Source organism: Stenotrophomonas sp. STK16_22 (assembly GCF_051984505.1).
Taxonomy (GTDB): domain Bacteria; phylum Pseudomonadota; class Gammaproteobacteria; order Xanthomonadales; family Xanthomonadaceae; genus Stenotrophomonas; species Stenotrophomonas maltophilia_A.
In genome coordinates this window covers 3,324,700-3,350,150 of sequence record NZ_CP196972.1, presented here as the reverse complement: position 1 = coordinate 3,350,150, position 25,451 = coordinate 3,324,700, and the positions used below count along the sequence as shown (strand labels likewise).

General features: G+C 66.6%; 24 protein-coding genes. 16 read left to right on the top strand and 8 right to left on the bottom strand.

The window, feature by feature from the left end; all coding sequences use genetic code 11:
* Window positions 1-21: 21 nt before the first annotated feature.
* Window positions 22-2,811: a TonB-dependent receptor plug domain-containing protein gene (locus tag ACSYAO_RS15745; protein ID WP_134951065.1), complete on the bottom strand. Its 2,790-nt coding sequence runs from the start codon at window positions 2,809-2,811 to the stop codon at window positions 22-24.
* Between the two features lie 214 nt (window positions 2,812-3,025).
* Between ACSYAO_RS15745 and apbC the strand changes: the two genes are divergently transcribed.
* Both apbC and dcd read left to right on the top strand, forming a co-directional pair.
* Window positions 3,026-3,880 carry an iron-sulfur cluster carrier protein ApbC gene (gene apbC, locus ACSYAO_RS15740; RefSeq protein WP_026347084.1) on the top strand — a complete coding sequence of 285 codons (855 nt, stop codon included), beginning with the start codon at window positions 3,026-3,028 and terminating at the stop codon, window positions 3,878-3,880.
* A 77-nt stretch (window positions 3,881-3,957) separates the two neighbouring features.
* A complete protein-coding gene (gene dcd, locus ACSYAO_RS15735; protein WP_010483020.1) occupies window positions 3,958-4,530 on the top strand; it encodes a dCTP deaminase in 573 nt (190 codons plus the stop codon).
* Between the two features lie 96 nt (window positions 4,531-4,626).
* Here dcd and ACSYAO_RS15730 read toward each other — a convergent pair whose 3' ends face one another.
* The 3 genes from ACSYAO_RS15730 to ACSYAO_RS15720 are packed head-to-tail and all read right to left on the bottom strand — an operon-like array spanning window position 4,627 to window position 5,900.
* A complete protein-coding gene (locus ACSYAO_RS15730; RefSeq protein ID WP_049460705.1) occupies window positions 4,627-4,794 on the bottom strand; it encodes a LiaI-LiaF-like domain-containing protein in 168 nt (55 codons plus the stop codon).
* A gap of 15 nt (window positions 4,795-4,809) precedes the next feature.
* Window positions 4,810-5,232: an HIT domain-containing protein gene (locus tag ACSYAO_RS15725; protein ID WP_049398714.1), complete on the bottom strand. Its 423-nt coding sequence runs from the start codon at window positions 5,230-5,232 to the stop codon at window positions 4,810-4,812.
* Window positions 5,229-5,900 (bottom strand): dienelactone hydrolase family protein, encoded by a 672-nt coding sequence (locus tag ACSYAO_RS15720; protein ID WP_049460703.1) that lies wholly within the window; start codon window positions 5,898-5,900, stop codon window positions 5,229-5,231. Before ACSYAO_RS15720 ends, ACSYAO_RS15725 begins: the two co-directional genes overlap by 4 nt.
* 203 nt (window positions 5,901-6,103) lie before the next feature.
* Here ACSYAO_RS15720 and rimO point away from each other — a divergent pair, with 203 nt between their 5' ends.
* Complete coding sequence (gene rimO, locus ACSYAO_RS15715) at window positions 6,104-7,465, top strand: 30S ribosomal protein S12 methylthiotransferase RimO (protein WP_049398716.1); 1,362 nt, start codon at window positions 6,104-6,106, stop codon at window positions 7,463-7,465.
* Window positions 7,462-8,298, top strand: coding sequence for a DUF3025 domain-containing protein (locus ACSYAO_RS15710; protein ID WP_049460700.1), 837 nt, complete (start codon window positions 7,462-7,464; stop codon window positions 8,296-8,298). The genes rimO and ACSYAO_RS15710 overlap by 4 nt, the downstream gene beginning before the upstream one ends.
* Window positions 8,299-8,456: 158 nt before the next feature.
* Here ACSYAO_RS15710 and greB read toward each other — a convergent pair whose 3' ends face one another.
* On the bottom strand, window positions 8,457-8,963 hold the full coding sequence (greB, locus tag ACSYAO_RS15705; protein ID WP_032128239.1) for a transcription elongation factor GreB: 507 nt from the start codon (window positions 8,961-8,963) through the stop codon (window positions 8,457-8,459).
* A gap of 78 nt (window positions 8,964-9,041) precedes the next feature.
* Window positions 9,042-10,547, bottom strand: a complete 1,506-nt coding sequence (locus tag ACSYAO_RS15700; RefSeq protein WP_049460698.1) for a helicase HerA-like domain-containing protein — start codon at window positions 10,545-10,547, stop codon at window positions 9,042-9,044.
* A 122-nt stretch (window positions 10,548-10,669) separates the two neighbouring features.
* Between ACSYAO_RS15700 and ACSYAO_RS15695 the strand changes: the two genes are divergently transcribed.
* On the top strand, window positions 10,670-12,274 hold the full coding sequence (locus ACSYAO_RS15695; protein ID WP_049460696.1) for a transglycosylase SLT domain-containing protein: 1,605 nt from the start codon (window positions 10,670-10,672) through the stop codon (window positions 12,272-12,274).
* Between the two features lie 24 nt (window positions 12,275-12,298).
* On the top strand, window positions 12,299-12,646 hold the full coding sequence (locus tag ACSYAO_RS15690) for a ribonuclease E inhibitor RraB (protein ID WP_032128242.1): 348 nt from the start codon (window positions 12,299-12,301) through the stop codon (window positions 12,644-12,646).
* Between the two features lie 91 nt (window positions 12,647-12,737).
* On the opposite strand, the gene asd is transcribed toward ACSYAO_RS15690, so the two are convergent.
* Together asd and ACSYAO_RS15680 are read right to left on the bottom strand one after the other, a co-directional pair.
* Window positions 12,738-13,580, bottom strand: coding sequence for an archaetidylserine decarboxylase (gene asd, locus ACSYAO_RS15685; RefSeq protein WP_006381472.1), 843 nt, complete (start codon window positions 13,578-13,580; stop codon window positions 12,738-12,740).
* Entirely contained in the window at window positions 13,577-14,227 is a 651-nt protein-coding gene (locus tag ACSYAO_RS15680; RefSeq protein ID WP_006381470.1) for an SCO family protein, read from the bottom strand. The genes asd and ACSYAO_RS15680 overlap by 4 nt, the downstream gene beginning before the upstream one ends.
* A gap of 122 nt (window positions 14,228-14,349) precedes the next feature.
* Between ACSYAO_RS15680 and prmB the strand changes: the two genes are divergently transcribed.
* From prmB to ACSYAO_RS15630, 10 genes are all read left to right on the top strand, one after another.
* On the top strand, window positions 14,350-15,279 hold the full coding sequence (gene prmB, locus ACSYAO_RS15675) for a 50S ribosomal protein L3 N(5)-glutamine methyltransferase (RefSeq protein ID WP_032128243.1): 930 nt from the start codon (window positions 14,350-14,352) through the stop codon (window positions 15,277-15,279).
* Window positions 15,276-16,379, top strand: coding sequence for a chorismate synthase (gene aroC, locus ACSYAO_RS15670; protein ID WP_010483045.1), 1,104 nt, complete (start codon window positions 15,276-15,278; stop codon window positions 16,377-16,379). The genes prmB and aroC overlap by 4 nt, the downstream gene beginning before the upstream one ends.
* Window positions 16,372-17,409 carry a 2-hydroxyacid dehydrogenase gene (locus tag ACSYAO_RS15665; RefSeq protein WP_049460694.1) on the top strand — a complete coding sequence of 346 codons (1,038 nt, stop codon included), beginning with the start codon at window positions 16,372-16,374 and terminating at the stop codon, window positions 17,407-17,409. The genes aroC and ACSYAO_RS15665 overlap by 8 nt, the downstream gene beginning before the upstream one ends.
* A gap of 93 nt (window positions 17,410-17,502) precedes the next feature.
* Window positions 17,503-18,531 carry an aspartate-semialdehyde dehydrogenase gene (locus ACSYAO_RS15660; RefSeq protein ID WP_012511725.1) on the top strand — a complete coding sequence of 343 codons (1,029 nt, stop codon included), beginning with the start codon at window positions 17,503-17,505 and terminating at the stop codon, window positions 18,529-18,531.
* A gap of 148 nt (window positions 18,532-18,679) precedes the next feature.
* Complete coding sequence (locus ACSYAO_RS15655; RefSeq protein WP_049463607.1) at window positions 18,680-20,734, top strand: FimV/HubP family polar landmark protein; 2,055 nt, start codon at window positions 18,680-18,682, stop codon at window positions 20,732-20,734.
* Window positions 20,735-20,760: 26 nt separating this feature from the next.
* Window positions 20,761-21,123 carry a VOC family protein gene (locus ACSYAO_RS15650; RefSeq protein WP_032128247.1) on the top strand — a complete coding sequence of 121 codons (363 nt, stop codon included), beginning with the start codon at window positions 20,761-20,763 and terminating at the stop codon, window positions 21,121-21,123.
* 32 nt (window positions 21,124-21,155) lie between these two features.
* Window positions 21,156-21,926 (top strand): tRNA pseudouridine(38-40) synthase TruA, encoded by a 771-nt coding sequence (gene truA, locus ACSYAO_RS15645; protein WP_049398724.1) that lies wholly within the window; start codon window positions 21,156-21,158, stop codon window positions 21,924-21,926.
* Window positions 21,923-22,579: a phosphoribosylanthranilate isomerase gene (locus tag ACSYAO_RS15640; RefSeq protein ID WP_019660598.1), complete on the top strand. Its 657-nt coding sequence runs from the start codon at window positions 21,923-21,925 to the stop codon at window positions 22,577-22,579. The genes truA and ACSYAO_RS15640 overlap by 4 nt, the downstream gene beginning before the upstream one ends.
* A gap of 253 nt (window positions 22,580-22,832) precedes the next feature.
* Complete coding sequence (locus ACSYAO_RS15635; protein ID WP_080356590.1) at window positions 22,833-23,522, top strand: hypothetical protein; 690 nt, start codon at window positions 22,833-22,835, stop codon at window positions 23,520-23,522.
* A gap of 48 nt (window positions 23,523-23,570) precedes the next feature.
* Window positions 23,571-25,427 (top strand): C40 family peptidase, encoded by a 1,857-nt coding sequence (locus ACSYAO_RS15630; RefSeq protein WP_080356591.1) that lies wholly within the window; start codon window positions 23,571-23,573, stop codon window positions 25,425-25,427.
* The last annotated feature ends 24 nt before the right edge of the window (window positions 25,428-25,451 follow it).

Genomic DNA, 25,451 nt, shown 5'->3' with positions numbered 1-25,451 from the left:
GAAGTCCGGAAAACGACGGGATCAGAAGTTGTACTTGACCTGGGCCGAGATCTGGCGGCCGTAGACGCTGTAGAAGCCGTCATTGAACGGGGTCGATTCGTTGCCCGGGTAGTTGTAGCGCTGGCCTTCCGGCAGCTTGTTGAACACGTTGTTGACCATCAGCGACAGGACCAGATCTTCCTGTGCCTGGTAGTTCATGCTCAGGTTGTACGTGGTGTACGAACCCCACTTGCCGGCCTTGGCGCCGGAGGAGTGGACGTAGCCGTAGCTGCGGCCGGTGTAGGCCAGGTAGTTCGGGGTGCTGCCGACGTAGTTGGCGTACACGGTGGTGGTGAACTTGGCGATGTTCCAGGCCACAGACAGATCGCCGCGGACCTTGGCGAAGTTGTCGTAGTACCACATGTTGTACGGATCGCTCAGCAGATCCAGCTTGGCGGCACCCGGCATCGGCTGCACTTCACGCTTCAGCATGTTGGTGTAGTTGCCGGAGAACATCAGCGAGCCGAAGCGGCCGATATCCTGCTGGTACTTGGCCGCCACGGTCACCGCTTCCAGGTTCTGGCTGGCAACGTTGAGCTTCGGCGTGTACACGCGGGTCAGGTTGCCACCGGCATCGCGGGACACCCAGTTGGTCACGTCACCGCAGCTGGCCGAGGTGTTGTTCGGCAGGCCGTTGTGGCACTGGTACTCGGCCAGCAGCAGCTGGTCGCTGCTGAGGGTCTTGACCTCGTTCTTGATCTTCCAGTTGTAGTAGTCGGCCGACAGCGAGAAGTTGCTGACCGGGGCCCACACCACGCCTGCGCTCCAGACGTCGGCGGTGATCGGCTTCAGGTCCGGGTTGCCGGACTTTTCGCTGTACACCGAGGTGTTCTTGTAGAACGAGCAGGCCTCGTCACGCAGGCCGTAGCCCAGCTGGCTGCAGCGGTAGTAGTCGTTCTGGCCGGACGAGTACGAACCGCTCATGCCCTGGAAGGCATCGGACAGGGTCGGCGCGCGGAAGGCGGTACCGTACTTGCCGCGCAGCAGCAGGCTCTCGATCGGACGGAATTCCACACCGATGCTGTAGGTGGCCTTGTCGACGGTCTTGTCGGCGATCTTGAAGGCGTCATAGCGGCCCGACGCGCTGACGGTCAGCTTGTCGTGCAGCGGCATGCGCAGCTCGCTGGTGACCGCGTAGTTGCTGCGGTGGCCGGCGCCGGCGACGGCGGTGGTGCCCCACACGTTGCCCTTGACGAACGCCTGGTCCGGCGAGTAGTCCCAACCTTCGCTGCCACCTTCCAGCACAACGGCCAGGCCGGCGTCACCGCCCGGCAGGCTGAACAGCGAGCCGTTGGTCACCTGTACGCGGCCCAGGTTCTGCCAGGTCTTGCTGCGGTGGGTACCGTAGCCGGTGAAGCTGGCGAACTGGTCCGGAGTGATCGGCGAGTAGAAGGCCGCGTAGTCCGGGTTGTAGATGTCGAAGCCATCAGCGGTGGTGCCCAGCTTGGGGCCCAGCACGTTGTCGCCGAAGAAGCCATCGATCTTGTCCTTCCAGCGCACGAAGCGGTTCTGGTCCAGGCGGTACTCACCACGGGTGAAGCTGGCGCTGTAGTCCCAGTCGCCGACCATGCCCTTGCCGCCCAGGGTGACCTGGTAGGCACGGCTTTCGTCGGAGTTCATGATGTTGTTGTAGTGGCCCGGGCCGATTTCTTCCGGCGCGAAGGCGCGCTGCAGGTTCACGACCTTGCCCAGGCCCTGGTCGTAGAAGCTGCCCAGGCTCGACTTAGTGCCCCACCACAGGGCGCTGGAGCCGGAGGTGAACTCGGTCTTTTCCTTGCTGTACAGCACATCGGCGAACAGCTGGAAGTTGTCGTTCACGTCGAAGGTCATCGACGAGTAGAACTGGCCGCTGTTCTTGCCGTTCTTCAGGGTCTTGTAGCCGGCGCTGTACACCGAACCGCAGGACTCGCCCGACGGGCGCTGGCCGACCACAGTGGTGCCGTCATACAGCCCAGCGACGTTCGCGCAACGGCTCGGGTCCATCATCAGCAGCTTGTTGTCAGCGTTGGTGATGACGGCGAAGTCGTTCGACGGAACCTGGGCGGTGTAGCCGACCGGGTTGTTCTGGCGGGTGATGTCGCGCTGGTAGCCCCAGATCGGGCTGCCGTTCTCGATCTGCACGTTGAACAGTGCATGGAAGCGGTCGTCGAAGGCGTTGATGCCCTTGGCGGCGCTGAAGCGGATGTTGCTGCCACCGCCTTCGGTGTAGGTGCCGCCACGGAGGGTCATGGTGCCGCCGTCCATGCGCTCCTTCAGGATGATGTTGACCACACCGGCGATTGCGTCCGAGCCGTACAGCGAGGACTGGCCGCCCGGCAGCACTTCGATGCGCTCGACGATGTCGATCGGAATGCCGCTGATGTTGTTGAAGGTTTCGCTGCCGTTGTACAGCGCCGGATACGAGAGCATCGGGCGGCCGTTGATCAGGTACTTGGTGTAGCCCGGGTTCAGGCCGAACATGCCGGCAGCTTCGGCGCCCTGGGTGAACGAACCCGAGGTCTGGCCACCCTGCAGGCCGCCGGTGGTCAGCGACGACTGCTGCAGCACTTCAGCAACACTGCTGAAGCCGCGGGTCTGGATGTCTTGGGCGGTGATGGACATCACCGGGGTCTGGGTTTCAACCTGGGTCTGCGGGATCAGCGAACCGGTGACGGTGATCTTGTCCAGGTTGGTCGCCTTGTCCTGGGCCATTGCCGGGGCGGCGGCCATCAGAGCGGAAATCAGGGCGACGGCGAGCGTGTTGCGACGTGCGGTGTTGCTTACGTAGTTCATGTAGTTCCATTGGAGAGCAAAAACAAAAACGGCACTGCGCATGCGCCATCGCGCGGGCTGGAAATGCCAGCTCCGCAGCCCAAAACAGTGCGGGTCGAACGTAACATGAACTTAACAATCTGTGCACGAATCTGTAGCAATCCTGAATTTCAGTCAGGTTACGTCCAGCTTGTATGATGCTCGGTTATTCCCCCTGACCCCGCCGGTGCTCGTTGTGAACAGTTCTCCCCGCCGTCCCCATGCAAGCCAGGTCCAGAAGGGACTTACGCCGCATGCCCGCATCCGCAACGTGATCGCGGTTGGTTCGGGCAAGGGCGGCGTCGGCAAGTCGACCACTGCGGTCAATCTGGCCGTGGCCCTGCAGCAGCTCGGCGCACGCGTGGGCGTGCTTGATGCGGACATCTACGGGCCGAGCGTGCCGGCCATGCTGGGCCTGTCCGGTCGCCCGGAAAGCCCGGACAACAAGAGCATCGAGCCGCTGCGTGCGTTCGGCGTGGACACCATGTCGATCGGCTACCTGATCGAAGAAGACACGCCGATGATCTGGCGTGGACCGATGGCCACCTCGGCGATGACCCAGCTGTTCAATGACACCCTGTGGGATGACCTGGACTACCTGCTGATCGACCTGCCACCGGGCACCGGTGACATCCAGCTGACCCTGACCCAGAAGATCCCGCTGGCCGGCGCGGTGATCGTCACCACCCCGCAGGACATCGCCACGCTGGATGCGAAGAAGGCGCTGAAGATGTTCGAGAAGGTCGAGGTGCCGGTGCTCGGCATCGTCGAGAACATGGCGGTGCATACCTGCAGCAGCTGCGGGCATGTCGAGCACCTGTTCGGCGAGGGCGGCGGCGAGCGCATGGCCGCGCAGTACGGCGTGCCGTTGCTGGGTTCGTTGCCGCTGCAGATCGGCATCCGCGAGCAGGGCGATTCCGGTACCCCGATCACCGTGGCCCAGCCGGATTCGGTCCCGGCCCAGGCCTACCGCCATGCCGCCCAGCGCCTGATCGAGGAGGTTGGCAAGCGTCCGCGTGCCTCGATCCCGATCCTGTCGTCGCTGCTGTAAGTGCCAGGGCAGGGGCCGCCGGCGACGCCCGGCCCCCTGCTAGAATCCTCGCGCCCCCTCGTACCCCAGGACAAAGCATGAGCATCAAGAGTGACCGTTGGATCCGCCGCATGTCCGAGCAGCACGGCATGATCGAGCCGTTCGAGGCCGGGCAGGTCAAGCAGGCCAACGGCGAGCGCATCGTCAGCTATGGCACCTCCAGCTACGGCTACGACGTGCGCTGCTCGCGCGAGTTCAAGGTGTTCACCAACATCAACTCGACCATCGTCGATCCCAAGCACTTCGACCCGGGCAGCTTCGTGGATATCGTCGGCGATGAATGCATCATCCCGCCCAACAGCTTCGCGTTGGCGCGCACCGTGGAGTACTTCCGCATCCCGCGCGACACCCTGGTGGTGTGCCTGGGCAAGAGCACCTACGCGCGCTGCGGCATCATCGTCAACGTGACCCCGCTGGAGCCGGAGTGGGAAGGCCACGTCACCCTGGAATTCAGCAACACCACGCCGCTGCCGGCACGCATCTACGCCAATGAAGGCGTGGCGCAGATGCTGTTCTTCCAGGCGGCCGCCGATGACATCTGCGAGACGTCGTACCGCGATCGTGGTGGCAAGTACCAGGGCCAGACCGGCGTGACCCTGCCGCGGACCTGAGCGGCGCGCCATCGCATGACGAAAACGCCGGGCATGCCCGGCGTTTTCATGGGTGCGGCCACACGCTGCGCTCGCCGGGCATGGCCCGGCGCCAGCTTATTTCCCGCGACCGAACAGCATCGCGATGCCCACGCCCACCAGTGCCGCCGGCCACCAGGTCAACAGCAGCTTGGACAGGTTCAGGTGCGTCCAGCCGAGGTTGCTGGCGAGCATGAACAGGCCGATCAGGATCAGCAGGACGGCGGCAACGAGGTTGAATCGCATCGGGTCGGCAAACGCTCAGGACTGGGCTGGATATCCTAGCCGTTCCTTCCAGTAGGCGACATGCTGGTCCAGCGCACCCGGCTCGTAGCGGTGCGCGGGGCCACTGCCCCAGACCGGGCCCGGCCACGCGGGGTCGCCGTCATGGCGGCCGATCACATGGAAGTGCAGCTGGCGCACGATGTTGCCCAGCGCCCCGATATTGATCTTCTCCACCCCGTCGGCGCCCTTCAGGGCCTTGCAGGCGCGGTTGAGCTCGGTGCGCAGCTTGTCCTGCTGCTCGCCGTCCAGCTCGATCCACTCGGTCACCCCGGCCAGGCGCGGTACCAGCACCAGCCAGGGGAATCGTTCGTCGTTCATCAGCCGCACTTGCGACAACGGTCCTTCCGCCACCAGCACGCTATCGGTGGCCAGGCGTGAATCGAGTTCGAATTCGCTCATCCAAGATGCTCCGAGAAGAAGTCCAGGGTGCGTTGCAGCGCCAGGGTGGCGCTGTCTGGATCATACGCATGTCCGACCTCCCGGTTGAAGGCGTGGTCGGCCGGATAGACGAAGGTGGCCATCTGCGGCAGCTTCTCGCGATGGGCCTGCACGGCTTCCGGCGGAATGCTCTTGTCCTGGGCACCGAAGTGGAAGATCACCGGTGCCTTGGGTGTCTCATCCAGGAACTGGACGTTGCGCGCACCGTAGTAGCTGACCGAGGGCAGGCCCAGACGCAGGGCCGACAGCATCGCCACCGTGCCGCCCCAGCAGTAGCCCACCGTGCCGACCTTGCCGTAGGGGGCCAGCCGGGTCGCTGCGGCACGGACCACCTCCAGCGCCTTCTCCATGCCCAGTGCGGTCACCCGTTTCAGGCCCTGCTTCACGCCGTCGGCGTCATAGGGCAGGGCATCCGGATCGGCTTCTGTGCCGTCGATCAGGTCGAAAAAGGACGGCGCCAGCACCGCATAGCCTTCGGCCGCGAAGCGCTCGGCCACGCCGCGGATGTGCGGGTTGGCGCCGAAGATTTCCTGCACCACCACCAGCCCGCCACGCGGGGTGCCCTCCGGTAGGGCGTGCCAGGCCCGTACCGGGCCGTGATGCGTATCCAGGGTGATCCACTCGGCCATCGTTTCCATCTCGTTGCGGGGAACAGAACCGCATTGTCGGCGCTGCGTGGGTTAGCGCGGTGTCAGCGGCTGTGCGTGATCGGGCGGCTGGCCATTCAGAGCGCGGCCGCCAACCCCGGTATACTGGCGCCCTTTCAGGCCCCGGCCCCCAGGAACCCCTGCCACGACGGCAGGGGCCCAGGCCCCCAGAGTCCCGCGATTCCATGTCCCAGCTGAACCCCAAAGTCGGCTTCGTCAGCCTTGGCTGCCCGAAGGCCCTTGTCGATTCCGAACGCATCCTTACCCAGCTCCGCTCGGAAGGCTACGACATCGTGCCGTCCTACGATTCGGCCGACGTGGTGGTGGTCAATACCTGCGGCTTCATCGATTCGGCGGTGACCGAGTCGCTGGACGCGATCGGCGAGGCGATGAACCAGAACGGCAAGGTCATCGTCACCGGCTGCCTGGGCAAGCGCCCGGAGCAGATCCGCGAGGCGTACCCCAACGTGCTGGCGGTGTCCGGCCCGCAGGACTACCAGAGCGTGATGGAAGCGGTGCACGAAGCGCTGCCGCCCAAGCACGATCCGTTCGTGGACCTGGTGCCCGACTACGGCATCAAGCTGACCCCGCGTCACTATGCCTACCTGAAGATTTCCGAGGGCTGCAACCACAAGTGCAGCTTCTGCATCATTCCGTCGATGCGCGGCAAGCTGGTTTCGCGCCCGGTGGATGAAGTGCTGCGTGAAGCCGAGCGCCTGGTGCGTGGTGGCGTGCGCGAGCTGCTGGTGGTTTCGCAGGACACCTCGGCCTACGGCGTGGACGTGAAGTACGCCGAGAAGATGTGGCGCGACAAGGCCTACCAGACCCGCCTGAAGGCGCTGTGCGAAGGCCTGTCCGAGCTGGATGCGTGGGTGCGCATGCACTACGTCTACCCGTACCCGCACGTGGACGAGGTGGTGCCGCTGATGGCCGAAAACCGCATCCTGCCGTACCTGGACATCCCGTTCCAGCACGCCAGCCCACGCATCCTGCGCCTGATGAAGCGCCCCGGCGCGGTCGAGAAGACCCTGGAGCGCGTGCAGAACTGGCGCCGTATCGCGCCGGACATCACTGTGCGTTCCACCTTCATCGTCGGCTTCCCCGGCGAGACCGAGGCCGAATTTGAAGAGCTGCTGTCGTTCCTCGACGAAGCGCAGCTGGACCGCGTCGGCGCGTTCGCCTATTCGCCGGTCGAGGGTGCCACCGCCAACGACCTGCCGGATGCGGTTCCGGAGGAAGTGAAGCAGGAGCGCCTGGCCCGCTTCATGGAAAAGCAGGCGCAGATTTCCGCTGCGCGCCTGGAGGCCAAGATCGGCACCGTGCAGCAGTGCCTGGTCGACGCCATCGAAGGCGATATCGCGGTGGCCCGTTCCAAGGCCGATGCCCCGGAGATCGATGGCCTGGTGCACATCCAGAATGCCGACCAGGTGCCGTTGCGCGTGGGTGAGTTCGTCGACGTGGACATCACCGAGAGCGACGAGCACGACCTGTACGGTGACGCGCTGCCGGCCGCCACCCGCCCGGCATTCGATCTCAAGATGCTGTGACCGCGGCGACGGCCGCCGCCGGTGACGGCAGCGGCGCCCGCCGCTTCGTGCCGCCGCCGCGTGCGGCGGTCGATCCACAGGTGTTCGGGCACCCGGTGTTTGCCGGATTGCGCGACGTTCGTGATCTGTTGGAAGGCCCGGAGTGGCCGTCCATTGCAGCGCTCGAGGCACGTCTCGCGCTACCGGGCAAGCAGCTGGTCGAGCAGGATGCCACGCTGCTGGCCGACGGCCTGCACTACGAAGCCCGCATCGCACAGGGCCGCATCGCCACCCGCGCCGACAACTGGCATGACCTGTTCAACGCACTGGTGTGGGCCCGATACCCGCAGCTCAAGCAGGCGCTCAATGCGCAGCAATGCCGGCATATCGAGGCGATGCCGCCGGGCCAGCGCAACCGCGCGCAGGCGGCACTGACCCAGTTCGACGAAACCGGCGTGATCGTGCGTGTGCGCGATCACAGGCTGCTGGCTGCCTGGGATGTGCACGACTGGTGTGCGCTGTTCGAATCGAGACACTGGCTGAGCGGCGACATCGCCATCGCTGCGGTATTCGGGCACGCGCTGATGGAGCAGGCGCTGCTGCCGGGCCGCCGGCTGGTGGGCAAGTGCGTGGTGGTGCTCGGCAAAGCCGATGACACCTGTGTTGACGCGGTGACCGCGGCCATTGCCGAAGGCAGGGCAGTGACCGATCCCCTGCAGTTGCGTCCGCTGCCGTTGGCTGGAGTTCCGGGCTGGCACGAGAGACAGGACGCCGACTTCTATGCAGATGCCGAGTACTTCCGCCCGTTGCGTGCCGGCCGCCAGTATCCGCCGCCGTTGCACGGGGCTATGTAGAGTCGACTGTCAGTCGACTGCTCTTCGTTCCGAGGCCGTGAACGCCTGACAGATGGCTTCGGCGAGTCATCATCCGCGATTGAGGATCGCGGTGCGTTTGCCGTCCGGCTGCGGAGGTTTGTGCCGCGCTTCGCGCGGTAGTCGACTGACAGTCGACTCTACAACGGCTCGTATTCCACCCCGATTACCGCAAAGGTGAACTGGCCGCCGGGCAGCTCCACCGAGAATTCATCATCCAGCCGCTTCTTCAGCAGTGCACGTGCCAGCGGCGAATCGATGCTGATCCAACCCAGGCCTGCGTCGGTCTCATCCGGGCCGACAATGCGATAGCGGCTGGTGTCGCCACTGTCCACGTTCTCCAGTTCCACCCACGCACCGAAGAACACCGCCTGCGGATCGGTCGGCGTGGTGTCGACCACGCGCAGCGATTCCAGCCGCTTGGTCAGGTAGCGCACGCGGCGGTCGATTTCACCCAGCTGCTTCTTGCGATAGGTGTACTCGGCGTTTTCCGAACGATCGCCTTCCGCTGCAGCAGCGGCCAGCGCCTTCACCACCTCCGGGCGGCGCACGCGCCACAGCTCATCCAGTTCGGCCTTCAACCGGGCGTGGCCGGAGGCGGTGATCAGGGCGGTACTCTTTTCTGCAGGGGGGCGCCAACGCGACATGTGGTGCGACTTCTTTTCAGGGGAACGATGGGGCCGGGTCCTTTCCACAGGAAAGGCCTCCGACCCCGGGAGGGCAGGTCAGCGTTTGCCGCCGAAGATGCCGCCCAGCAGCCCGCGCACGATCTGGTTGCCCAGCTTGGTGCCAACGGTACGCGTGGTCTGCTTGGCCATGGTCTCGATCATGCCCTGGCGGCGCTTGGTGCCGAAGATCGCATCCTTGATCGCCTGGCCGAAACCGCCTTCCTGCGCTTCGTCCTGCTCGCGGCTGCGGGCGGCGGGAGCCTGCGCCTGCTCGACTGTTTTCTGCGCACGCTGGGCCAGCAGCTCGGCGGCCGATTCGCGGTTGATCGCGGTGTCGTAGCGGCTGCCGACCGGGCTGCCGGCACGCACCTGGGCGCGCTCGGCCTCGGTGATCGGCCCCATCCGGCAGCGCGGCGGTGCGATCATCGTCTGCTGCACCGGCATCGGCACGCCCTTGTCCTGCAGCGTGGAGACCAGTGCTTCGCCGGTGCCGAGCTGACTGAGCACCTTGGCCACGTCCAGCTTCGGATTCGGCACGAAGGTCTCGGCAGCGGTCTTCACCGCCTTCTGGTCGCGCGGGGTGAACGCACGCAGTGCGTGCTGCACGCGGTTGCCGAGCTGGCCGAGGATGTTGCCCGGTACGTCGTCGGGGAACTGCGAGCAGAAATACACGCCCACGCCCTTGGAGCGGATCAGGCGCACCACCTGCTCGATGCGCTGCACCAGCGAGGCCGGTGCGTCGTCGAACAGCAGGTGGGCCTCGTCGAAGATGAAGACCAGCTTCGGCTTGTCCAGGTCGCCCACCTCCGGCAGCTGCTCGAACAGCTCCGACAGCAGCCACAGCAGGAAGGTGGAATACAACTTGGGCTTGAGCACCAGCTGGTCGGCGGCGAGGATGCTGATCACGCCGCGGCCGTCGTGATTGACCCGCATGATGTCGGCCAGTTCCAAGGCCGGTTCGCCGAAGAAGTTCTCGCCGCCATCCTGTGCCAGGCGCAACACCGAGCGCTGGATCGCAGCGATGGACTGCGCGCTGACCAGGCCGTACTCGGTGGAGATGTCCTTGCGTTCCTCGGCAACCAGGCCGAGCAGGGCGCGCAGGTCATCCATGTCCAGCAGCAGCAGGCCGCGATCGTCGGCCAGCTTGAATACGATATCGAGCACCCCGGCCTGGGTGTCGTTCAACTCGAGGATGCGTGCCAGCAGGGTCGGGCCCATTTCGCTGACCGTGGTGCGCACCGGGTGGCCGAGCTTGCCGTACAGGTCCCAGAAAATGGTCGGGCTGGCGGCCGGCGCGTAGTCGGCCACGCCGATCTCGGCGGCGCGCTTGAGCAGGTTCTCGGCACCGGTGCCGGGCACGGCCAGGCCGGACACATCGCCCTTCACATCGGCCAGGAACACCGGCACGCCCAGCCGTGAGAAGCCCTCGGCCAGGGTCATCAAGGTCACGGTCTTGCCGGTACCGGTGGCGCCGGCCACCAGACCGTGGCGGTTGCCGAGTTTCGGCAGCAGGGTGACGGCGATATCGTCGGTGATGCCTTTGCCGAGCAGAATCGGATCCATGGTCCAGCCCTTGTGGTGAATAGCCCAATGTTAACCGCCGGCGGTGACGGGCCGAAGGTCGGCTTGCCCGGACCTTGGCGGCGCCGCTACTCTGCCTGCCTGTTTCGCACACAGTGCCATCAATGCCCGTTCCTGTCCTGATTTCCCGCGGTTGGCCGCTGCTGGCCCTGGCCGGCCTGGTTTCCCTGGCGCCCGACGCCCATGCGCAGCGGGTTTCGGCCCGGGACAAGGTGAAGGTGGATGCGCTGCAGCAGCGCATGACCGCCGCCGAGAAGCGCTACAGCGATGCGCTGCTGCTGGTCGCCAATGCCGACCCCAAGGGCAGCAACGAGGCGGACGCCGCGCTGGAGGACATGGAAGATGTCCTCAACGACTGCGTGAAGCAGAAGGGCTGCCAGATGGGCACCCTGCTGGCCAGCTACAAGCGTCTGCTCAAGCATGATGCTGATGCCGCTGCCAGCGATGACGTGGCCGATGAGGGTGGTGACCGCCTGGAAGCCGACCCCGACCATATCGGCCCGCTTACCGCCGACGTGCCGGAGGCCGCGCGCGCTGCAGCGCTGCTCAACGACAAGCGACATGCCTTCGACACCATGGTCGAGTACAACCCCGCCGTGCAGGCCGGCATCCGCCGCTGGTTGACCGACATGCGCCCGGCGCTGCTGACCAGCTACGAGAACTACCAGAACCTGCGCGCGGTGATGTGGCCGGAGTGGGAAAAGCGTGGTCTGCCGGAGGCGCTGCTGTTCGGCATCATGGCCAAGGAGTCCAACGGCCGTGTGCATGCCTCCTCGCGTGCCGGCGCCGCCGGGCTGATGCAGTTCATGCCGGCCACCGGCCGCCGCTTCGGCCTGGGCCCGGACGGCACCGGCTTCGACACGCGCTTTGACGCACGCAGTGCCGCCGAGGCCAGCGCCAGTTATCTCAACGAGCGCCTGCGCGAACTGAACAACAACGTGGAAATGTCGGTGGCCGCCTACAACGGTGGCGAAGGCCGCGCCGCGCGCGTGTTCAAGCAGAGCGGTGGCCAGAGTTTCTGGACCGACAGCGTCTACAACCAGTTCCCCGGTGAAACCAAGGACTACGTGCCGATGGTGATCGCCGCGGCCTGGATCTTCCTGCACCCGCAGCAGTACGGTGTGGAGCTGCCGAAGATCAGTGCGCAGCCGGCCACGCTGCGCCTGGCCAAGTCCACCACCATCTACGAACTGACCATCTGCCTGGGCAGCCACGGCACCCGTGATGGCTACATGCGCGCGCTGCGCAATCTCAATCCGCGCTATGAGGCCGATGGCTGGATTCCGGCCGGCACGCTGATCAACGCCACCACCCGCATTGCCGGCCTGTACCAGCGCAACTGCGTCAGTGGCCCGCGTGCCGACCTGGCCCGCACCCTGATCACCGCCGATCTGAACGCGGCGATCAAGCGCTCGACCGCCGCCAGCTACACCGGCAGCGTGGCCGTGGGCGGCGTGGTGCCGGTGGCCGACGCCGCGGCCTCCACCAGCGTGCCGACCACACCGGTCGCTCCGGTAGCCACGCCGCGCCCGGCGGCACGGCCGAAGCCGGTGCGCAGCCACAAGGTGGGCCGGGGTGAGACCCTGGGCGCCATTGCCGCGAAGTTCCAGTGCGACGTGCCGACCCTGGCCCGCGCCAACGGCCTGAAGGCCCCGGCCTACAGCCTGCGCCACGGCCAGACGCTGAAGCTGCAGGGCTGCGACAAGTAATCCCCCACGACCTCTGGAACCCACATGGATCTCGAAGACACCCGCAACCTGTTCGCCAACCTCCGCGAAAACACCGACTGGGACATCAACGGCCCGTTGCTGTGGGGGTACTTCTTCGTGCATTCCACTGCTGAGCCGTTGCAGGCACTGGCAGAGCACCTGCAGGCGCAGGGCTACACCTTCGTGGAACTGTTCGAGCAGGAGCCGGAAGAGGGCGACGCGCCGTTCCACGTGCTGCACGTGGAGCGTGTGGAGATCCACGACGAAGCCTCGCTGGACCGCCGCAACCAGGAATTCGCTGCGCTGGCCGCGGAAAAGGGCGTGGAAGACTACGACGGCATGGACGTCGGCCCGGCTCCGGCCCTGCAGTAACGCGCGTACCGGTAGTGCCGGCCGCTGGCCGGCAATGCTCGACGCGTTGGATCAGCGGAGATGCCGGCCAGCGGCCGGCACTACCGAAGCCTCAGCGCAGCTTCGCCAGCGCCTGGCCCAGCTGCACCGGGCTTTCGGCACCCAGCTGCGGGGCGAACTCGGCCACGCCCGGCGGCAGCAGCACGATCACGGTCGAGCCGTAGTTGAAGCGCGCCATCTCGGCGAAGCGCTCGAGCTGGATGCCCTGGCCGCGGTAGTCCTTGCGGGTGATGCGGTCACCGTAGGCCGGAATTTCTTCGCCGCTCCACACGGTTTCCACGCCGGACACCAGCAGCGCACCGACCATCACGCTGACCATCGGGCCGAAGCTGGTGTCGAAATGGCAGACCAGGCGTTCGTTGCGCGCGAACAGGCGCGGCACGCCGTTGACGGCGGCCGGGCCGACGCTGAACAGGCGGCCCGGCACGTGCACGGTTTCGCGCAGGGTGCCGGTCCACGGCATGTGCACGCGATGGTAGTCGCGCGGCGACAGGTACACGGTGGCGTACAGGCCGTCGTTGTACGGCTTGGCGTCCTCGTCACTGCCCAGCAGTTCGGCGGCGGTGAACGACTGGCCCTTGGCCTGGAAGATGCGGCCGGCTTCGATCCTGCCGAGCTGGCTGATGCGGCCGTCGGCCGGCATCACCAGGCTGCGCGGATCGGCATCGGCCACGCGCGCGCCCGGCTTCAGTGCACGGGTGAAGAACTGGTTGAAGGTGGCATAGCTGCGCGGGTCCGGGTTGGCCGCTTCGTCCAGATTGACGTTGAACTTGCGGGTGACCGTGTCGATCAGCCAGCGCGACACGCGCGGATCGTCCGAGTACGCCAGCGAACGCGCCATCGAGGACAGCAGGCGGTGGGGCAGGGCGTACGTCAGGGCGGTGGTGAGGCTCATGGGGCGGTTTTCTCGGTCAGCTTCTGCAGGTCGCGGGCAATGGCCGGCGCGTTGAACGGGGGCCGCACCAGGCCGGCAAGGCGGCCCTGCGGGTCGAGCACGGCCAGGCTGGCCGAGTGCTCGACGGTGTAATCCTCGGGGTTCTCGTCGAAGTGCTTGCCCGGCACCTTCTGGAACACGAAGCCCAGCGAGGTGGCGAAGCGCTCCAGCGAGGGCACATCGGCGGTGGCGGCCAGGGTGTCCTTGTGGAAGCCGTGCACGTACTCGCCGAGGCGGGTGGCGCTGTCACGGTCCGGGTCGACCGAGATGAACAGCACGCGCGGGCGCAGGCTGTCGGGCAGGGCCTCCCACTGGTTCTGCGCGCCGGCCAGCTCGGCCAGGGTGGTCGGGCAGACGTCCGGGCAGAAGGTGAAGCCCAGGAACACCAGGGTCCAGTGACCCTTCAGTTCGCCCGGGATCAGGCGGGTGCCGTCGGACTGGGCCAGATTGAAGTCGGGCAGTTCGCGCGGCTGCGGGTACAGGGTGATCGCTTCGGTGGCCGGGGCATTGGCCGGCGGTTTCGGCGCGAACACCTGCTGGGCGGCCAGCAGGCCGAGACCCGCCGCCAGGGCGATCAGCAGGATGATGCCGGCGTTGCGATTGAACATGGGAGCCCCCGCGCGAAGTGGGCTCCATCATACCGGCTGCGGCCCGATCGTTTCTGCCGCAACGGATGCCGCCGCGGGCGCCAGCCCCTATAATCGAGGGCCACTTTGCCCGCAGTACCGCCATGACCGCTGAAACGGCCGCCGAACTCCACACGATCATCGATCTGATCCGCTACGGCACCAGCCGTTTCAACGAAGCCGGGCTGACCTTCGGGCACAGCTACGACAACGCGCTGGATGAAGCGACCCAGCTGGTGCTGCACAGCCTGCACCTGCCGCACGATCTGGGGCCGGCCTACGGCCAGGCGCGCCTGCTGCAGGAAGAGAAGGTGCGCGTGCTGGAACTGTTCCAGCGTCGCATCGACGAACGCATCCCGGCCGCCTACCTGACCGGTGAGGCCTGGTTCGCCGGTCTGAGCTTCAAGAGCGACAAGCGCGCCCTGGTGCCGCGCTCGCCGATCGCTGAACTGATCGAGTGCGGCTTCGAGCCGTGGTTGGCCGGCCGCGATGTCAGCCGTGCGCTGGACCTGTGCACCGGTTCGGGCTGCATCGCCATCGCCATGGGCCACTATTACCCGAACTGGGAAGTGGACGGTGTCGACCTGAGCGACGACGCGCTGTCGCTGGCCGAGGAAAACAAGGAACGCCTGCAGGCGCACAACGTGACCCTGCTCAAGTCGGACCTGTTCAACGGCCTGACCGGTCGCCACTACGACCTGATCGTCACCAACCCCCCGTACGTCACCAACGACGAGACCGATGCCCTGCCGCAGGAATACTCCTACGAGCCGGAGATGGGCCTGCGTGCCGGCGACGACGGCCTGGACCTGGTGCTGAAGATCCTACGCGATGCGCCGCTGCACCTGAGCGAAGACGGTCTGCTGATCTGTGAAGTGGGCGAGTCCGAGCAGCACCTGATCAAGCTGCTGCCGGAAGTCGACTTCGCCTGGATCGAATTCAAGGTCGGCCAGATGGGCATCTTCGCGGTCGAATGCCGCGAGCTGATCGCCCACAGCGCGCGCATCACCGAGCTGGCGGCGCAGCGCCCGTGAGCTCCAATTCGTTCGGCAAGCTGTTCACCGTCACCACGTTCGGCGAGTCGCACGGGCCGGCCATCGGCTGCGTGATCGATGGCTGCCCTCCGGGGCTGGCGCTGGACGCGGCCGAATTCGCTCACGACCTGCAGCGTCGCGCTACCGGCAAGAGCCGCCACACCTCGGCGCGCCGCGAGGCGGACGAGGTCGAGATCCTGTCCGGCGTGTACGAGGGCCTGACCACCGGCACGCCGATCGCCCTGCTGATCCGCAACACCGACCAGCGCAGCAAGGACTACGCCAACATCGGCCAGCAGTTCCGGCCGGGCCATGCCGACTACAGCTACTGGCACAAGTACGGCATCCGCGACCCGCGCGGTGGCGGCCGTTCTTCCGCGCGCGAGACCACCATGCGCGTGGCCGCCGGCGTAGTCGCCAAGAAATGGCTGGCTGAGCGCTTCGGCGTGACCGTGCGCGGCTACCTGTCGCAGCTCGGCGACATCACCCCGGCCGGTTTCGACTGGTCGGCGGTGGAAGACAATCCCTTCTTCTGGCCGCACGCCGCACAGGTGCCGGAACTGGAGGCGTACATGGATGCCTTGCGCAAGTCCGGTGATTCGGTCGGTGCGCGCGTGGACGTGGTGGCCGACAACGTGCCGCCAGGCTGGGGCGAGCCGATCTACGGCAAGCTCGATGGCGAACTGGCCGCCGCGCTGATGAGCATCAACGCGGTGAAGGGCGTTGAAATCGGCGACGGTTTCGCCAGCGCCGCACAGAAGGGCACCGAACACCGCGACCTGCTGACCCCGCAGGGCTTCGCCAGCAACCATGCCGGCGGCATCCTCGGTGGCATTTCCACCGGCCAGCCGGTGGTCGCCTCGATCGTGCTCAAGCCGACTTCCAGCCTGCGCCTGCCCGGCCCGTCGCTGGACACGGCCGGCAACGTGGTGGAGGTCGTCACCACCGGTCGCCACGATCCCTGCGTCGGTATCCGCGCCACCCCGATCGCCGAGGCGATGGTGGCGATGGTGCTGATGGACCAGGCGTTGCGTCATCGCGCGCAGTGCGGCGATGTCGGCACGATCACCCCGCGTATTCCCGGGCAGATCGATGGCTGACACGCGGCCGACCGTGTGGGTGAGCCAGCCGCTGATCGACGCGGCCATCGCGCCGCTGCGCGATCGCGTGCAGCTGCGCAGCACCGACACCGTCACCGCGTGGTCGCCCGACCAGATCGCCGAACAGCTGGCCAGCGCCGACGGCGCCATCATCACCCTCAACGAGCGCATCGGCGCAGCACAGGTGGCCGATGCCGCGCAGCTGCAGGTGATCGCCAATGTCGGTGTCGGCTACAACAACCTGGACGTCGACGCGCTCAGCGCGGCCGGCATCCTCGCCAGCAATACCCCGGACGTCCTGACTGAAACCACCGCCGATCTCGGTTTCGCTCTGTTGATGGCCACCGCACGCCGCATCACTGAATCCGAGCGCTGGCTGCGCGAAGGCCAGTGGCAGCAGTGGTCGTTCCAGACCATGCTCGGTGCCGACATCCACGGCAGCACGCTGGGTATCCTCGGCATGGGCCGCATCGGCCAGGGTATCGCCCGCCGCGGCGCGCATGGTTTCGGCATGAAGGTGCTGTACCACAACCGTTCGCAGCTTCCGGCCGCGATCGAAGCGGAGGTGGGGGCCCGTTACGTTGACCTGGACACGCTGCTGGCGCAGGCCGATCACCTGCTGCTGGTGCTGCCGTATACCCCGGCCTCGCATCACCTGATCGATGCCGCTGCACTGGCGAAGATGAAGCCGTCGGCGACGCTGGTGAACATCGCCCGCGGCGGCCTGGTCGATGAGATCGCGCTGGCCGATGCGCTGGCCAACGGCCGCCTTGCTGCAGCGGGTCTGGATGTGTACGAAGGCGAGCCAAAGGTACGCCCCGAACTGCTGGCGCTGCGCAACGTCGTGCTCACTCCACACATCGGCAGCGCCTCGCTGGCCACGCGCACGGCGATGGTACAGCTGGCCGTGGATAATCTGGTTGCCGGGCTCGGCCTGGACGGCGGCCCGTCGCGCATGCCGAGCGCGATCAACGCTGACGCGGCGATGGCCGCGCGCGTGACTCTGGGCAAAAAAACCGGGAAACGATAGGGAACCTCCGCGCGCCCCGCTTGAGGAGGTTCCCCGAACCCAGCTGTCGTGCGTGTTTTTTTCCCCATCCCCGTTTTCGTGAGAGTTTCCCCCATGAGCAATGCACAGCGCAGTTTCCACGTCGCCGTCGTCGGTGCCACCGGTGCGGTCGGCGAGACCATGTTGTCGATCCTGGCCGAGCGTGATTTCCCGGTCGGCACCCTGAGCGTTCTCGCTTCCGAGCGTTCGGCCGGCGGCGAGATCGAGTTCAACGGCCAGAAGGTCAAGGTCCAGGACCTGGCCACCTTCGATCCGAGCGGCGTCGAGATCGCCCTGTTCTCGGCCGGCGGCAGCGTGTCCAAGGAATACGCACCGAAGTTCGCCGCAGCGGGTGCGGTGGTGATCGACAACTCCTCGGCCTTCCGTTACGACGATGACGTGCCGCTGGTGGTGTCCGAGGTCAACCCGGAGCAGGTCGCCAACCGTCCGCGCGGCATCATCGCCAACCCGAACTGCTCGACCATGCAGATGCTGGTGGCGTTGGCACCGCTGCACCGCAAGTACGGCATCGAGCGTATCAACGTCTCCACCTATCAGTCGGTGTCCGGCGGCGGCCGTTCGGCTACCGAGGAACTGGGCAAGCAGACCGGCCAGCTGCTGAGCTTCCAGGAAATCGATCCGCAGCGCTTCCCGGTGCAGATCGCCTTCAACCTGATCCCGCACATCGACGACTTCCAGGACAACGGCTTCACCAAGGAAGAGATGAAGCTGATCTGGGAGACCCGCAAGATCCTCGGCGACGACAGCATCCTGGTGAACCCGACTGCGGTGCGCGTGCCGGTGTTCTACGGCCACTCCGAGTCGGTCGCGATCGAGACCCGCGATAAGGTCACCGTGGCCGAAGCACGCGCGCTGCTGGAGCAGTCGCCGGGCATCGAAGTGGTCGATCGTCACGAAGCCGGTGGTTACCCGACCCCGGTCACGCATGCGTCGGGCACCGACGCGGTGTACGTCGGCCGCATCCGTGAGGACCTGTCGCACCCGCGCGGCCTGAACCTGTGGATCGTGTCGGACAACGTGCGCAAGGGCGCGGCGTTGAATGCCGTGCAGCTGGCCGAGCTGGTCGCCGCCGAGCAGCGCTGATCACAGCGGTTGCCTCACCGGTAGTGCCGGCCGCTGGCCGGTATTGCCGTGATGGGGGCGTGCGTGTATGCCGGCCAGCGGCCGGCCCTACCGAAGGTCTCCCATCGGTGGGTGCGGACCCCGGTCCGCACGCTTTATAGTGTCGCCCATGAATAAACGGGCCAAGGGCGCAAAGCGCCCGCTCACCTATCTGTCCGCCGCGCTGCTGGCCCTGGCCAGCAGTTCGGCGCTTGCCCTGGGGTTGGGCGACATCCGGGTCCTGTCCAAGCCGGGCCAGCCCCTGCTGGCCGAAATCCCGGTGGTCTCGGCGGACCCGTCCGAACTGGAAAACCTGCGCGTGGCGCTGGCCTCACCGGTCACCTTCGAACGTGTCGGCCTGCAGCGGCCAACCGGACTGGTCAGTGAACTGCAGTTCGAACTGACCCGCGACACGCAGGGCAGGGCGGTGGTGCGCGTCACCTCGCAGGCGCCGGTGGAGACGCCGTCGCTCAGCTTCCTGATCGAAGCCGACTGGGGCCAGGGCCGCCTGGTGCGTGAGTACTCGGCACTGGTCGATGCGCCGCCCAGTGCGTTGGCCGTGGCCGAGCCGGAAATCGTCGCGCCGGCCGGTACGCTCTCCAATACCATCGTGCGCGAACCTGCACCGGCTTCGGTGCCAGCAGCAGAGACGCCCACGACGCCGCCACCAGCGGTGGCGCCAGCACCGGCACGCCCGCGTGCGGCCTCCGCGCCAGTTGCTGCACCGGCGGCCGATGGCAGCATCACCGTGCAGCGCGGGCAGACCCTGTCGGAGATCGCCAGTGCGGTGGCACGTGGCAACCAGGTCAGTCGCGACCGCGCGATGATCGCCCTGCTGCGTGCCAATCCCGAAGCCTTCATCCGCGGCAACGTCAACCTGCTCAAGCAGGGTGCGGTGCTGCGCATGCCCGGCAGTGATGCGCTTGCTGCGGTCGACGCTGCCGAAGCGGCGACGCTCGTGCGCGAGCATGCCGCGCAATGGCGGCAGGCGCGTACCGTGCCGCAACCGGTGGGCATGGCCGCACCGGTTGCCAAGGCGGCAGCCACGAATGCTTCTTCCCCGGCTGCGGCCAATGGGGCACGACTTGAGATCGCTCCGGCGCTGGCGTCCGACGCCGCGCATGTGGGCACAACCACCGGCACCGCTGCCGGCAGCGAGGGTGACATGCTGGGCAACGAACAACTGCGCCAGGCGCGTGAGGACATCGCCACCCGCGATGCCGAGATCGGCGAGCTGAAGCAGCGCGTGGCCGACCTGGAAAAGCTCAAGGAACAGCAGCAGTCGCTGATCGCGATGAAGGACAACGACCTGGCCGCCGCGCAGCAGCGCCTGGCGCAGGCACCGGATGCCCGCGATGCGGCAACGTCGTGGTACTGGCTGGGGCTGCCGGTGCTGCTGCTGGCGGCGGGCGCCGCCTGGCTGCTGCGTCGTCGCAAGCCGTCGCCGCTGCCGCCGCTGCGTGAGGAAGACGATGCTGCCGGCCTGGCCGCAGCGTTGCCGGCGGGTGCGGCGCTGGATACGCTGGCCGAGCAGTCCTCGTGGTCATCGGCTGTTGCCGGCAACGGCCGCCAGGAACCGGCGATGCCCGACTGGGCGACCGAAACCGAAGTGCACGACGTAGTGGTCGCCGAACCCGTCGTCGAGCACGCGGTACGGGCCGACTGGCAGGCCGACACGCTGCGCGACGAGGACGCGGTGGCCTTGCCCGAAGCGGTGACCGATCTGCCGCGCTGGGACGATTCCGCAACCACCGCCGACGAGGCTGTCGTCGCCGTGCCGCTGCAGGACGAACGCGTTGTACCGCAGGCGCCGGCCGAAGTGGCGGTGCCGGACTACGCACTGCATGCCGAACAGCAGCCGCAGTTCCGCGGCGTGTTCGATCTGCCGGCCGACGCGCATGACAACGAGGCGCCGGCGGATGCCGCTCATCCCGAAGCCATCGACGGCATCGACCATGGCAGCATCGAGGCCTCTCATTCCGACGACATCGCGTCGAGCGCGGCCGCGCCTGCCGGCGACGCCGGCTGGTCGCCACGTGCCGGCCAGGAGCGCCTGGAACTGGCCATTGCCTACCTCGATCTGGGCGACGCGCAGACGGCGCGCACCCTGTTGCTGGAAGTCGCCGAAGGCGGTGACCTGCACAGCCAGGCCCAGGCCCGCGAACTGCTGGCCCGCCTGCCGTGACCGAACCTGCCGACAAGGACCTTGCCATGAGCCGCGAACGCCGCATCGACTACGTTGAATTCGCGTCCAGCGACCCGGCTGCCAGCCGTGCCTTCTTCGAGAAGGTGTTCGGCTGGTCGTTCGTCGACTACGGCAGCGACTACACGGCGTTCGACGATGGCCGCCTGCAGGGCGGCTTCTTCCGTGGCCAGCCGCAGCGGGCCAGCGACAGCGGTGCACCGCTGCTGGTGCTGTATGCCGACGCACTGGCACCGGTTGAGGCCGCCGTGCGCGACGCCGGCGGCGAGATCGTGCGCGCGGTGTTTTCCTTCCCCGGTGGCAGCCGCTTCCAGTTCGTCGAGCCCGGTGGCAACGAACTGGCGGTCTGGTCCGAACGCGATCCGGCCTGAGCGCCGCCCCATCCGCAACATCGAGGTAGCACATGCGTTATGCGCTTGGCGTCGAGTACGACGGCAGCGATTTCAGGGGCTGGCAGAACCTGGGCGAGGGTGGTCCCAGCGTGCAGGCCAGCCTCGAGCAGGCCCTGTCATCGGTGGCTGACGCGCCGCTGCAGGTGGTCTGCGCCGGCCGCACCGATGCCGGCGTGCATGGCCAGTGCCAGGTCGTGCATTTCGATACCGACGTGGTGCGCGATCCGCGCGCCTGGATGCTCGGCACCACCACCCGCCTGCCGCGCTCGATCGCAGTGCGCTGGTGCGTGCCGGTGGCCGATGATTTCCACGCCCGCTTCTCCGCGCGTGCGCGCCGCTATCGCTATCGGCTGCTCAACCGCGAGGTACGGCCGGCGCTGGACCGGCAGACTCTGAGCTGGGAGCGCCGTGCGCTGGACGAGACCCTGATGCATGCCGCCGGCCAGGCATTGCTTGGTGAGAATGACTTCAGCGCGTTCCGTTCGGTGCAGTGCCAGGCGCTGCATGCGCGGCGTGAACTGCAGTCGCTGCAGGTCAGCCGTCATGGCGAAGTGATCGAAGTCGCAGTACGTGGCAATGCATTTCTTCATCACATGGTCCGCAATATCGTCGGATCGTTGATCCTGGTGGGCAGCGGCGAAAAACCGGTGGAATGGATCGCCGAACTGCTGGCCGGGCGCGACCGCACCGTAGCTGGTCCCACCGCACCGCCGCAGGGCCTGGTGTTCCTTGGGCCCCTGTACCCCGACAACTGGCATCTGCCCGCCGAGGTCACGCTATGAGCCGTTCCTACTACCGTACGCGCATCAAGTTCTGTGGAATGACCCGTGCCGGCGACGTCCGCCTGGCCGGTGAGCTGGGCGTGGACGCAGTGGGTTTCATCTTTGCCCGCGAGAGCAGCCGCCGGGTTGCACCGGCCGAGGCCCGCGCGATGCGCCAGGCGATCGCGCCGATGGTCGACGTGGTGGCGCTGTTCCGCAACAACAGCAAGGAGGAAGTGCGCGAGGTGCTGCGTACGGTACGTCCGACCCTGCTGCAGTTCCATGGTGAGGAAGACGAAAGCTTCTGCCGCAGCTTCAACATGCCGTACCTGAAGGCGATCGCCATGGGCGGCCGTGAAGAGGTCAACGCCCGCACCCTGCAGCTGCGCTACCCCAGCGCTGCCGGCTTCCTGTTCGACAGCCACGCCCCGGGTGGCGGTGGCGGCACCGGCGTGGCGTTCGACTGGGGCCGCGTTCCGACCGGGTTGCACCGGCCGTTCCTGCTGGCCGGTGGCCTGAACCCTGAGAACGTCTACGATGCTGTGCTGGCGACGCTGCCGTGGGGCGTGGACGTCTCCAGCGGTATCGAGCTGGAGCCGGGCATCAAGGACGGCTACAAAATGCGCACCTTCGTCGAAGAAGTGCGTCGCGCGGATTGCACCGTTCTGGAGTGATCCGCGTCACCTGAGGGGTCACCCGGAATGTCATCGTCGACGGTGCATTCCGCCGTGCCGTGAAGGCGGGCGAATCCTGAATGCGATGAATATCACGCTTTCGGGTAATTCAGGTTCCAGCGCCAAAAAGTCGACACCCTCCGAACATCTGATCGGACACAATGCGCCCAGCCTGTCTTGGCTGGGTGCGATGCCGTGTGCGTGTCGCTGGCCGCGCTCCTGAGATACGCCTTACCTTTCGAACGAGGACGCAATGGATATGCCCCATCTCTCTTTCCGCCGTATCCGCTTGGCCCGCCTGACGCTCGTGCCCGGCCTGCTGCTTGCCTTGGGCGCGTGTGCGGCCGGTGACTCATCCGCCCCGACCGCATCGGCACCGGCCGCTGCCGCACCGGCAGATGCACCTGCCACAGTACCGGCCACGGTTCCGGCGGCAGCACCGGCAGCCGACGGCCTGACTGCGCTGATCCAGGCCAGTGGCGTGAAATGCAGCAACGCCAGTACGGGCAGCGGCTGCACGGCCGGCGATGTGGACAGCGGTGATTTCTACGATGTCGAACTGTCGCCGGACTGTGGCGACCAGGGTTTCTTCGCGGGCGTAGCCGATGCCAAGGGCGTGGAGACGTTGAGTGCGGTGCCATCCACCGGCAGCAAGGCCAGCGTGACCGCGAAGCTGTCGAAGGGGCAGCTGGTCTGCGTGCAGGGCATCGGACGCACCGGACAGAATCCGCTGTTCTATTACGTCGTTGCGGTTCCCGCTGCGACGGTCGGCAAGTGCAAGGGCAACACGTTGTGTGACACCTATGGCGACAGGCCGATCACTGGCCTGGCGACCACGGGGGGCGAGGCCTGCCATGCGGCGGCGCCGGGACGTTACGCCGGGAACTGCGCACAGGGCTGGGTCAGTGCGGACGTGCTCGACGTGTTTTCCAACGGAATGTAATCACCGCCAGGGGAGCGGTCCAATCAACCACTGGCAAAGGAACAGCTCATGTCGGATCCGAAAATCACCCGGCTGGTCAGCAGCGTAGGTACCACACGCACGCTGGAAATGGACGATGGCAGTGTCGTCGAACGATCAGGCGGCAGCGTCTCGTGGCGCAACAACAATCCTGGCAATCTCAAGTTTGAATTTGCCGGCAGCGCGGACAAGACGGTGACCAATCCGCGTACCCGCGAGCAGGCGCTGGAATCGGCGCAGGGGCGCTACAAGGGCGTGGTCGATCTCGACCAATGGGGCAACGCGATTTTCGAAAGCTATGAAGCCGGCCGGGTAGCGAAGATCCAGCTGCTCGAACGCCGGTTCGGCGACAAGACCGTGGAGGAAATGCTGCCGAGCTACTCCACCAAGGATTACAGCGGCACCACCCACCACAAGGAGCAGGCGGCCACCATCTATGCCGAAGGCGATCGCCAGGGGGTCGACCTGCGCTCGAAGACCGTCGGCCAGATGAGCGTGCGCGAGCGTGAAGTGCTGGCCGACGGCATCCGCCGTTTCGAGGGCTGGCAGCCGGGTGAGGTTGCCACGCAGCAGCCACCCACGCGCACTCCGGCGGCCGCGCCCGTGCAGACCCAGACCCAACCGCAGGTACAGACGCCTTCAGCGGCGGCGCCCGCTGCGGCACAGGCTTCGGCTGCAGTCGGCAGTGCCGCGCTCTACAACGAGGCCTATCAGCATTTCATGGCCTCAGGCCGCCAGTACGAATACGGGCGCCCGGACCATCCGCGCCCGGGTCGCGACAGCAGCCGGCTGGAGCGTGACCTCGATGGTGACGGACGCTTCGGCGTGGATTGCTCGGCGTTCGTATGGCGCGGCCTGAAGAACGCGGGTTACGACGTGCGGGGCGAGAACGCTGCGGGGTTCACTACGTCGACGCTGTTCAATGGTGCGAACACCACGGCTTACGCACGCGAGCATTTCGATGTGACCTCGGCTGCCGAAGCACGCAAACCGAACGGATCGCTGAAGCAGGGCGACATCCTGATGTTCTCCTCGTCGCAGGGCCAGCATGTCGGCATTTTCAAAGGCTACGACGCGCAGGGAAACATCCAGTTCATCGGTTCACAGGGAAGCACCGGGCCGGCCGAAGTCACCATCCGGCCGGGCGGGTACTGGGATGGCGGAAGCACCCGCATCGTTGGTGCGCTGACACCGAAGCCGGAATTCCAGGTGCGCGCGCCGCTGCACGGCAATGGCGAACCTGCGCTGTCCCGGCCAACCGCCACCGTGCAGCCGGCTGCATCACACGCGGCCGCCAGCGAGGTGATGAAGCAGGGGCAGCGTGGCGCGGACGTGCAGGCGTTGCAGCAGACTCTCAACCAGCTCGGTGTGCGTGATGCGCAGGGCCATCGGTTGTCAGAGGATGGTCGTTTTGGTGATCACACCCGCGAAGCGGTGATCGCGCTGCAGAAACAGCAGGGGCTGGTGGCCGATGGAATTGTCGGTCGCCAGACCGCTGCCGCGCTGGCGGCGGGCCGTGCGCAGGGCCATGAACCTGCAGCGGCTGTACCGAAGGGGCCGTCGCTGAACGATGCATCGCATCCGGACCACGCACTGCACAACGCCGTCCGCAGCAAGCTTCCCAGCGTGTTTTCCGAAGAGGCTGCCGCCAATATCACCCTGCATGCAAAGCAGAACGGAATCGACGCGGCCGACAAGCTGCAGAGCATCACGGTGCAGGATGGCAAGGCGTTCGTGATGGGCACGACGCCGGGCTTCCGCACCGCGGTGGACCTGGCCCAGGCGCCGCCGTCGCTGGAGCAGACCAGTGCCAAGCTGCTGGCAGATCCTTCGCACCAGCAGCAGGTGCATGAGGAGCAGCAGCGGGTCGCGATGGGCGGTCGCTGAGGCCTGTGTTGCCGGCTCCGGGCG

What these genes read in the sequence shown, in the direction of transcription:
- ACSYAO_RS15745 (WP_134951065.1), bottom strand. Translation starts at nt 2,811, where the DNA reads ATGAACTACGTAAGCAACACCGCACGTCGCAACACGCTCGCCGTCGCC.
- dcd (WP_010483020.1), top strand. Translation starts at nt 3,958, where the DNA reads ATGAGCATCAAGAGTGACCGTTGGATCCGCCGCATGTCCGAGCAGCAC.
- ACSYAO_RS15730 (WP_049460705.1), bottom strand. Translation starts at nt 4,794, where the DNA reads ATGCGATTCAACCTCGTTGCCGCCGTCCTGCTGATCCTGATCGGCCTG.
- ACSYAO_RS15725 (WP_049398714.1), bottom strand. Translation starts at nt 5,232, where the DNA reads ATGAGCGAATTCGAACTCGATTCACGCCTGGCCACCGATAGCGTGCTG.
- ACSYAO_RS15720 (WP_049460703.1), bottom strand. Translation starts at nt 5,900, where the DNA reads ATGGCCGAGTGGATCACCCTGGATACGCATCACGGCCCGGTACGGGCC.
- rimO (WP_049398716.1), top strand. Translation starts at nt 6,104, where the DNA reads ATGTCCCAGCTGAACCCCAAAGTCGGCTTCGTCAGCCTTGGCTGCCCG.
- greB (WP_032128239.1), bottom strand. Translation starts at nt 8,963, where the DNA reads ATGTCGCGTTGGCGCCCCCCTGCAGAAAAGAGTACCGCCCTGATCACC.
- ACSYAO_RS15700 (WP_049460698.1), bottom strand. Translation starts at nt 10,547, where the DNA reads ATGGATCCGATTCTGCTCGGCAAAGGCATCACCGACGATATCGCCGTC.
- ACSYAO_RS15695 (WP_049460696.1), top strand. Translation starts at nt 10,670, where the DNA reads ATGCCCGTTCCTGTCCTGATTTCCCGCGGTTGGCCGCTGCTGGCCCTG.
- ACSYAO_RS15690 (WP_032128242.1), top strand. Translation starts at nt 12,299, where the DNA reads ATGGATCTCGAAGACACCCGCAACCTGTTCGCCAACCTCCGCGAAAAC.
- asd (WP_006381472.1), bottom strand. Translation starts at nt 13,580, where the DNA reads ATGAGCCTCACCACCGCCCTGACGTACGCCCTGCCCCACCGCCTGCTG.
- ACSYAO_RS15680 (WP_006381470.1), bottom strand. Translation starts at nt 14,227, where the DNA reads ATGTTCAATCGCAACGCCGGCATCATCCTGCTGATCGCCCTGGCGGCG.
- prmB (WP_032128243.1), top strand. Translation starts at nt 14,350, where the DNA reads ATGACCGCTGAAACGGCCGCCGAACTCCACACGATCATCGATCTGATC.
- ACSYAO_RS15665 (WP_049460694.1), top strand. Translation starts at nt 16,372, where the DNA reads ATGGCTGACACGCGGCCGACCGTGTGGGTGAGCCAGCCGCTGATCGAC.
- ACSYAO_RS15660 (WP_012511725.1), top strand. Translation starts at nt 17,503, where the DNA reads ATGAGCAATGCACAGCGCAGTTTCCACGTCGCCGTCGTCGGTGCCACC.
- ACSYAO_RS15655 (WP_049463607.1), top strand. Translation starts at nt 18,680, where the DNA reads ATGAATAAACGGGCCAAGGGCGCAAAGCGCCCGCTCACCTATCTGTCC.
- ACSYAO_RS15650 (WP_032128247.1), top strand. Translation starts at nt 20,761, where the DNA reads ATGAGCCGCGAACGCCGCATCGACTACGTTGAATTCGCGTCCAGCGAC.
- truA (WP_049398724.1), top strand. Translation starts at nt 21,156, where the DNA reads ATGCGTTATGCGCTTGGCGTCGAGTACGACGGCAGCGATTTCAGGGGC.
- ACSYAO_RS15640 (WP_019660598.1), top strand. Translation starts at nt 21,923, where the DNA reads ATGAGCCGTTCCTACTACCGTACGCGCATCAAGTTCTGTGGAATGACC.
- ACSYAO_RS15635 (WP_080356590.1), top strand. Translation starts at nt 22,833, where the DNA reads ATGGATATGCCCCATCTCTCTTTCCGCCGTATCCGCTTGGCCCGCCTG.
- ACSYAO_RS15630 (WP_080356591.1), top strand. Translation starts at nt 23,571, where the DNA reads ATGTCGGATCCGAAAATCACCCGGCTGGTCAGCAGCGTAGGTACCACA.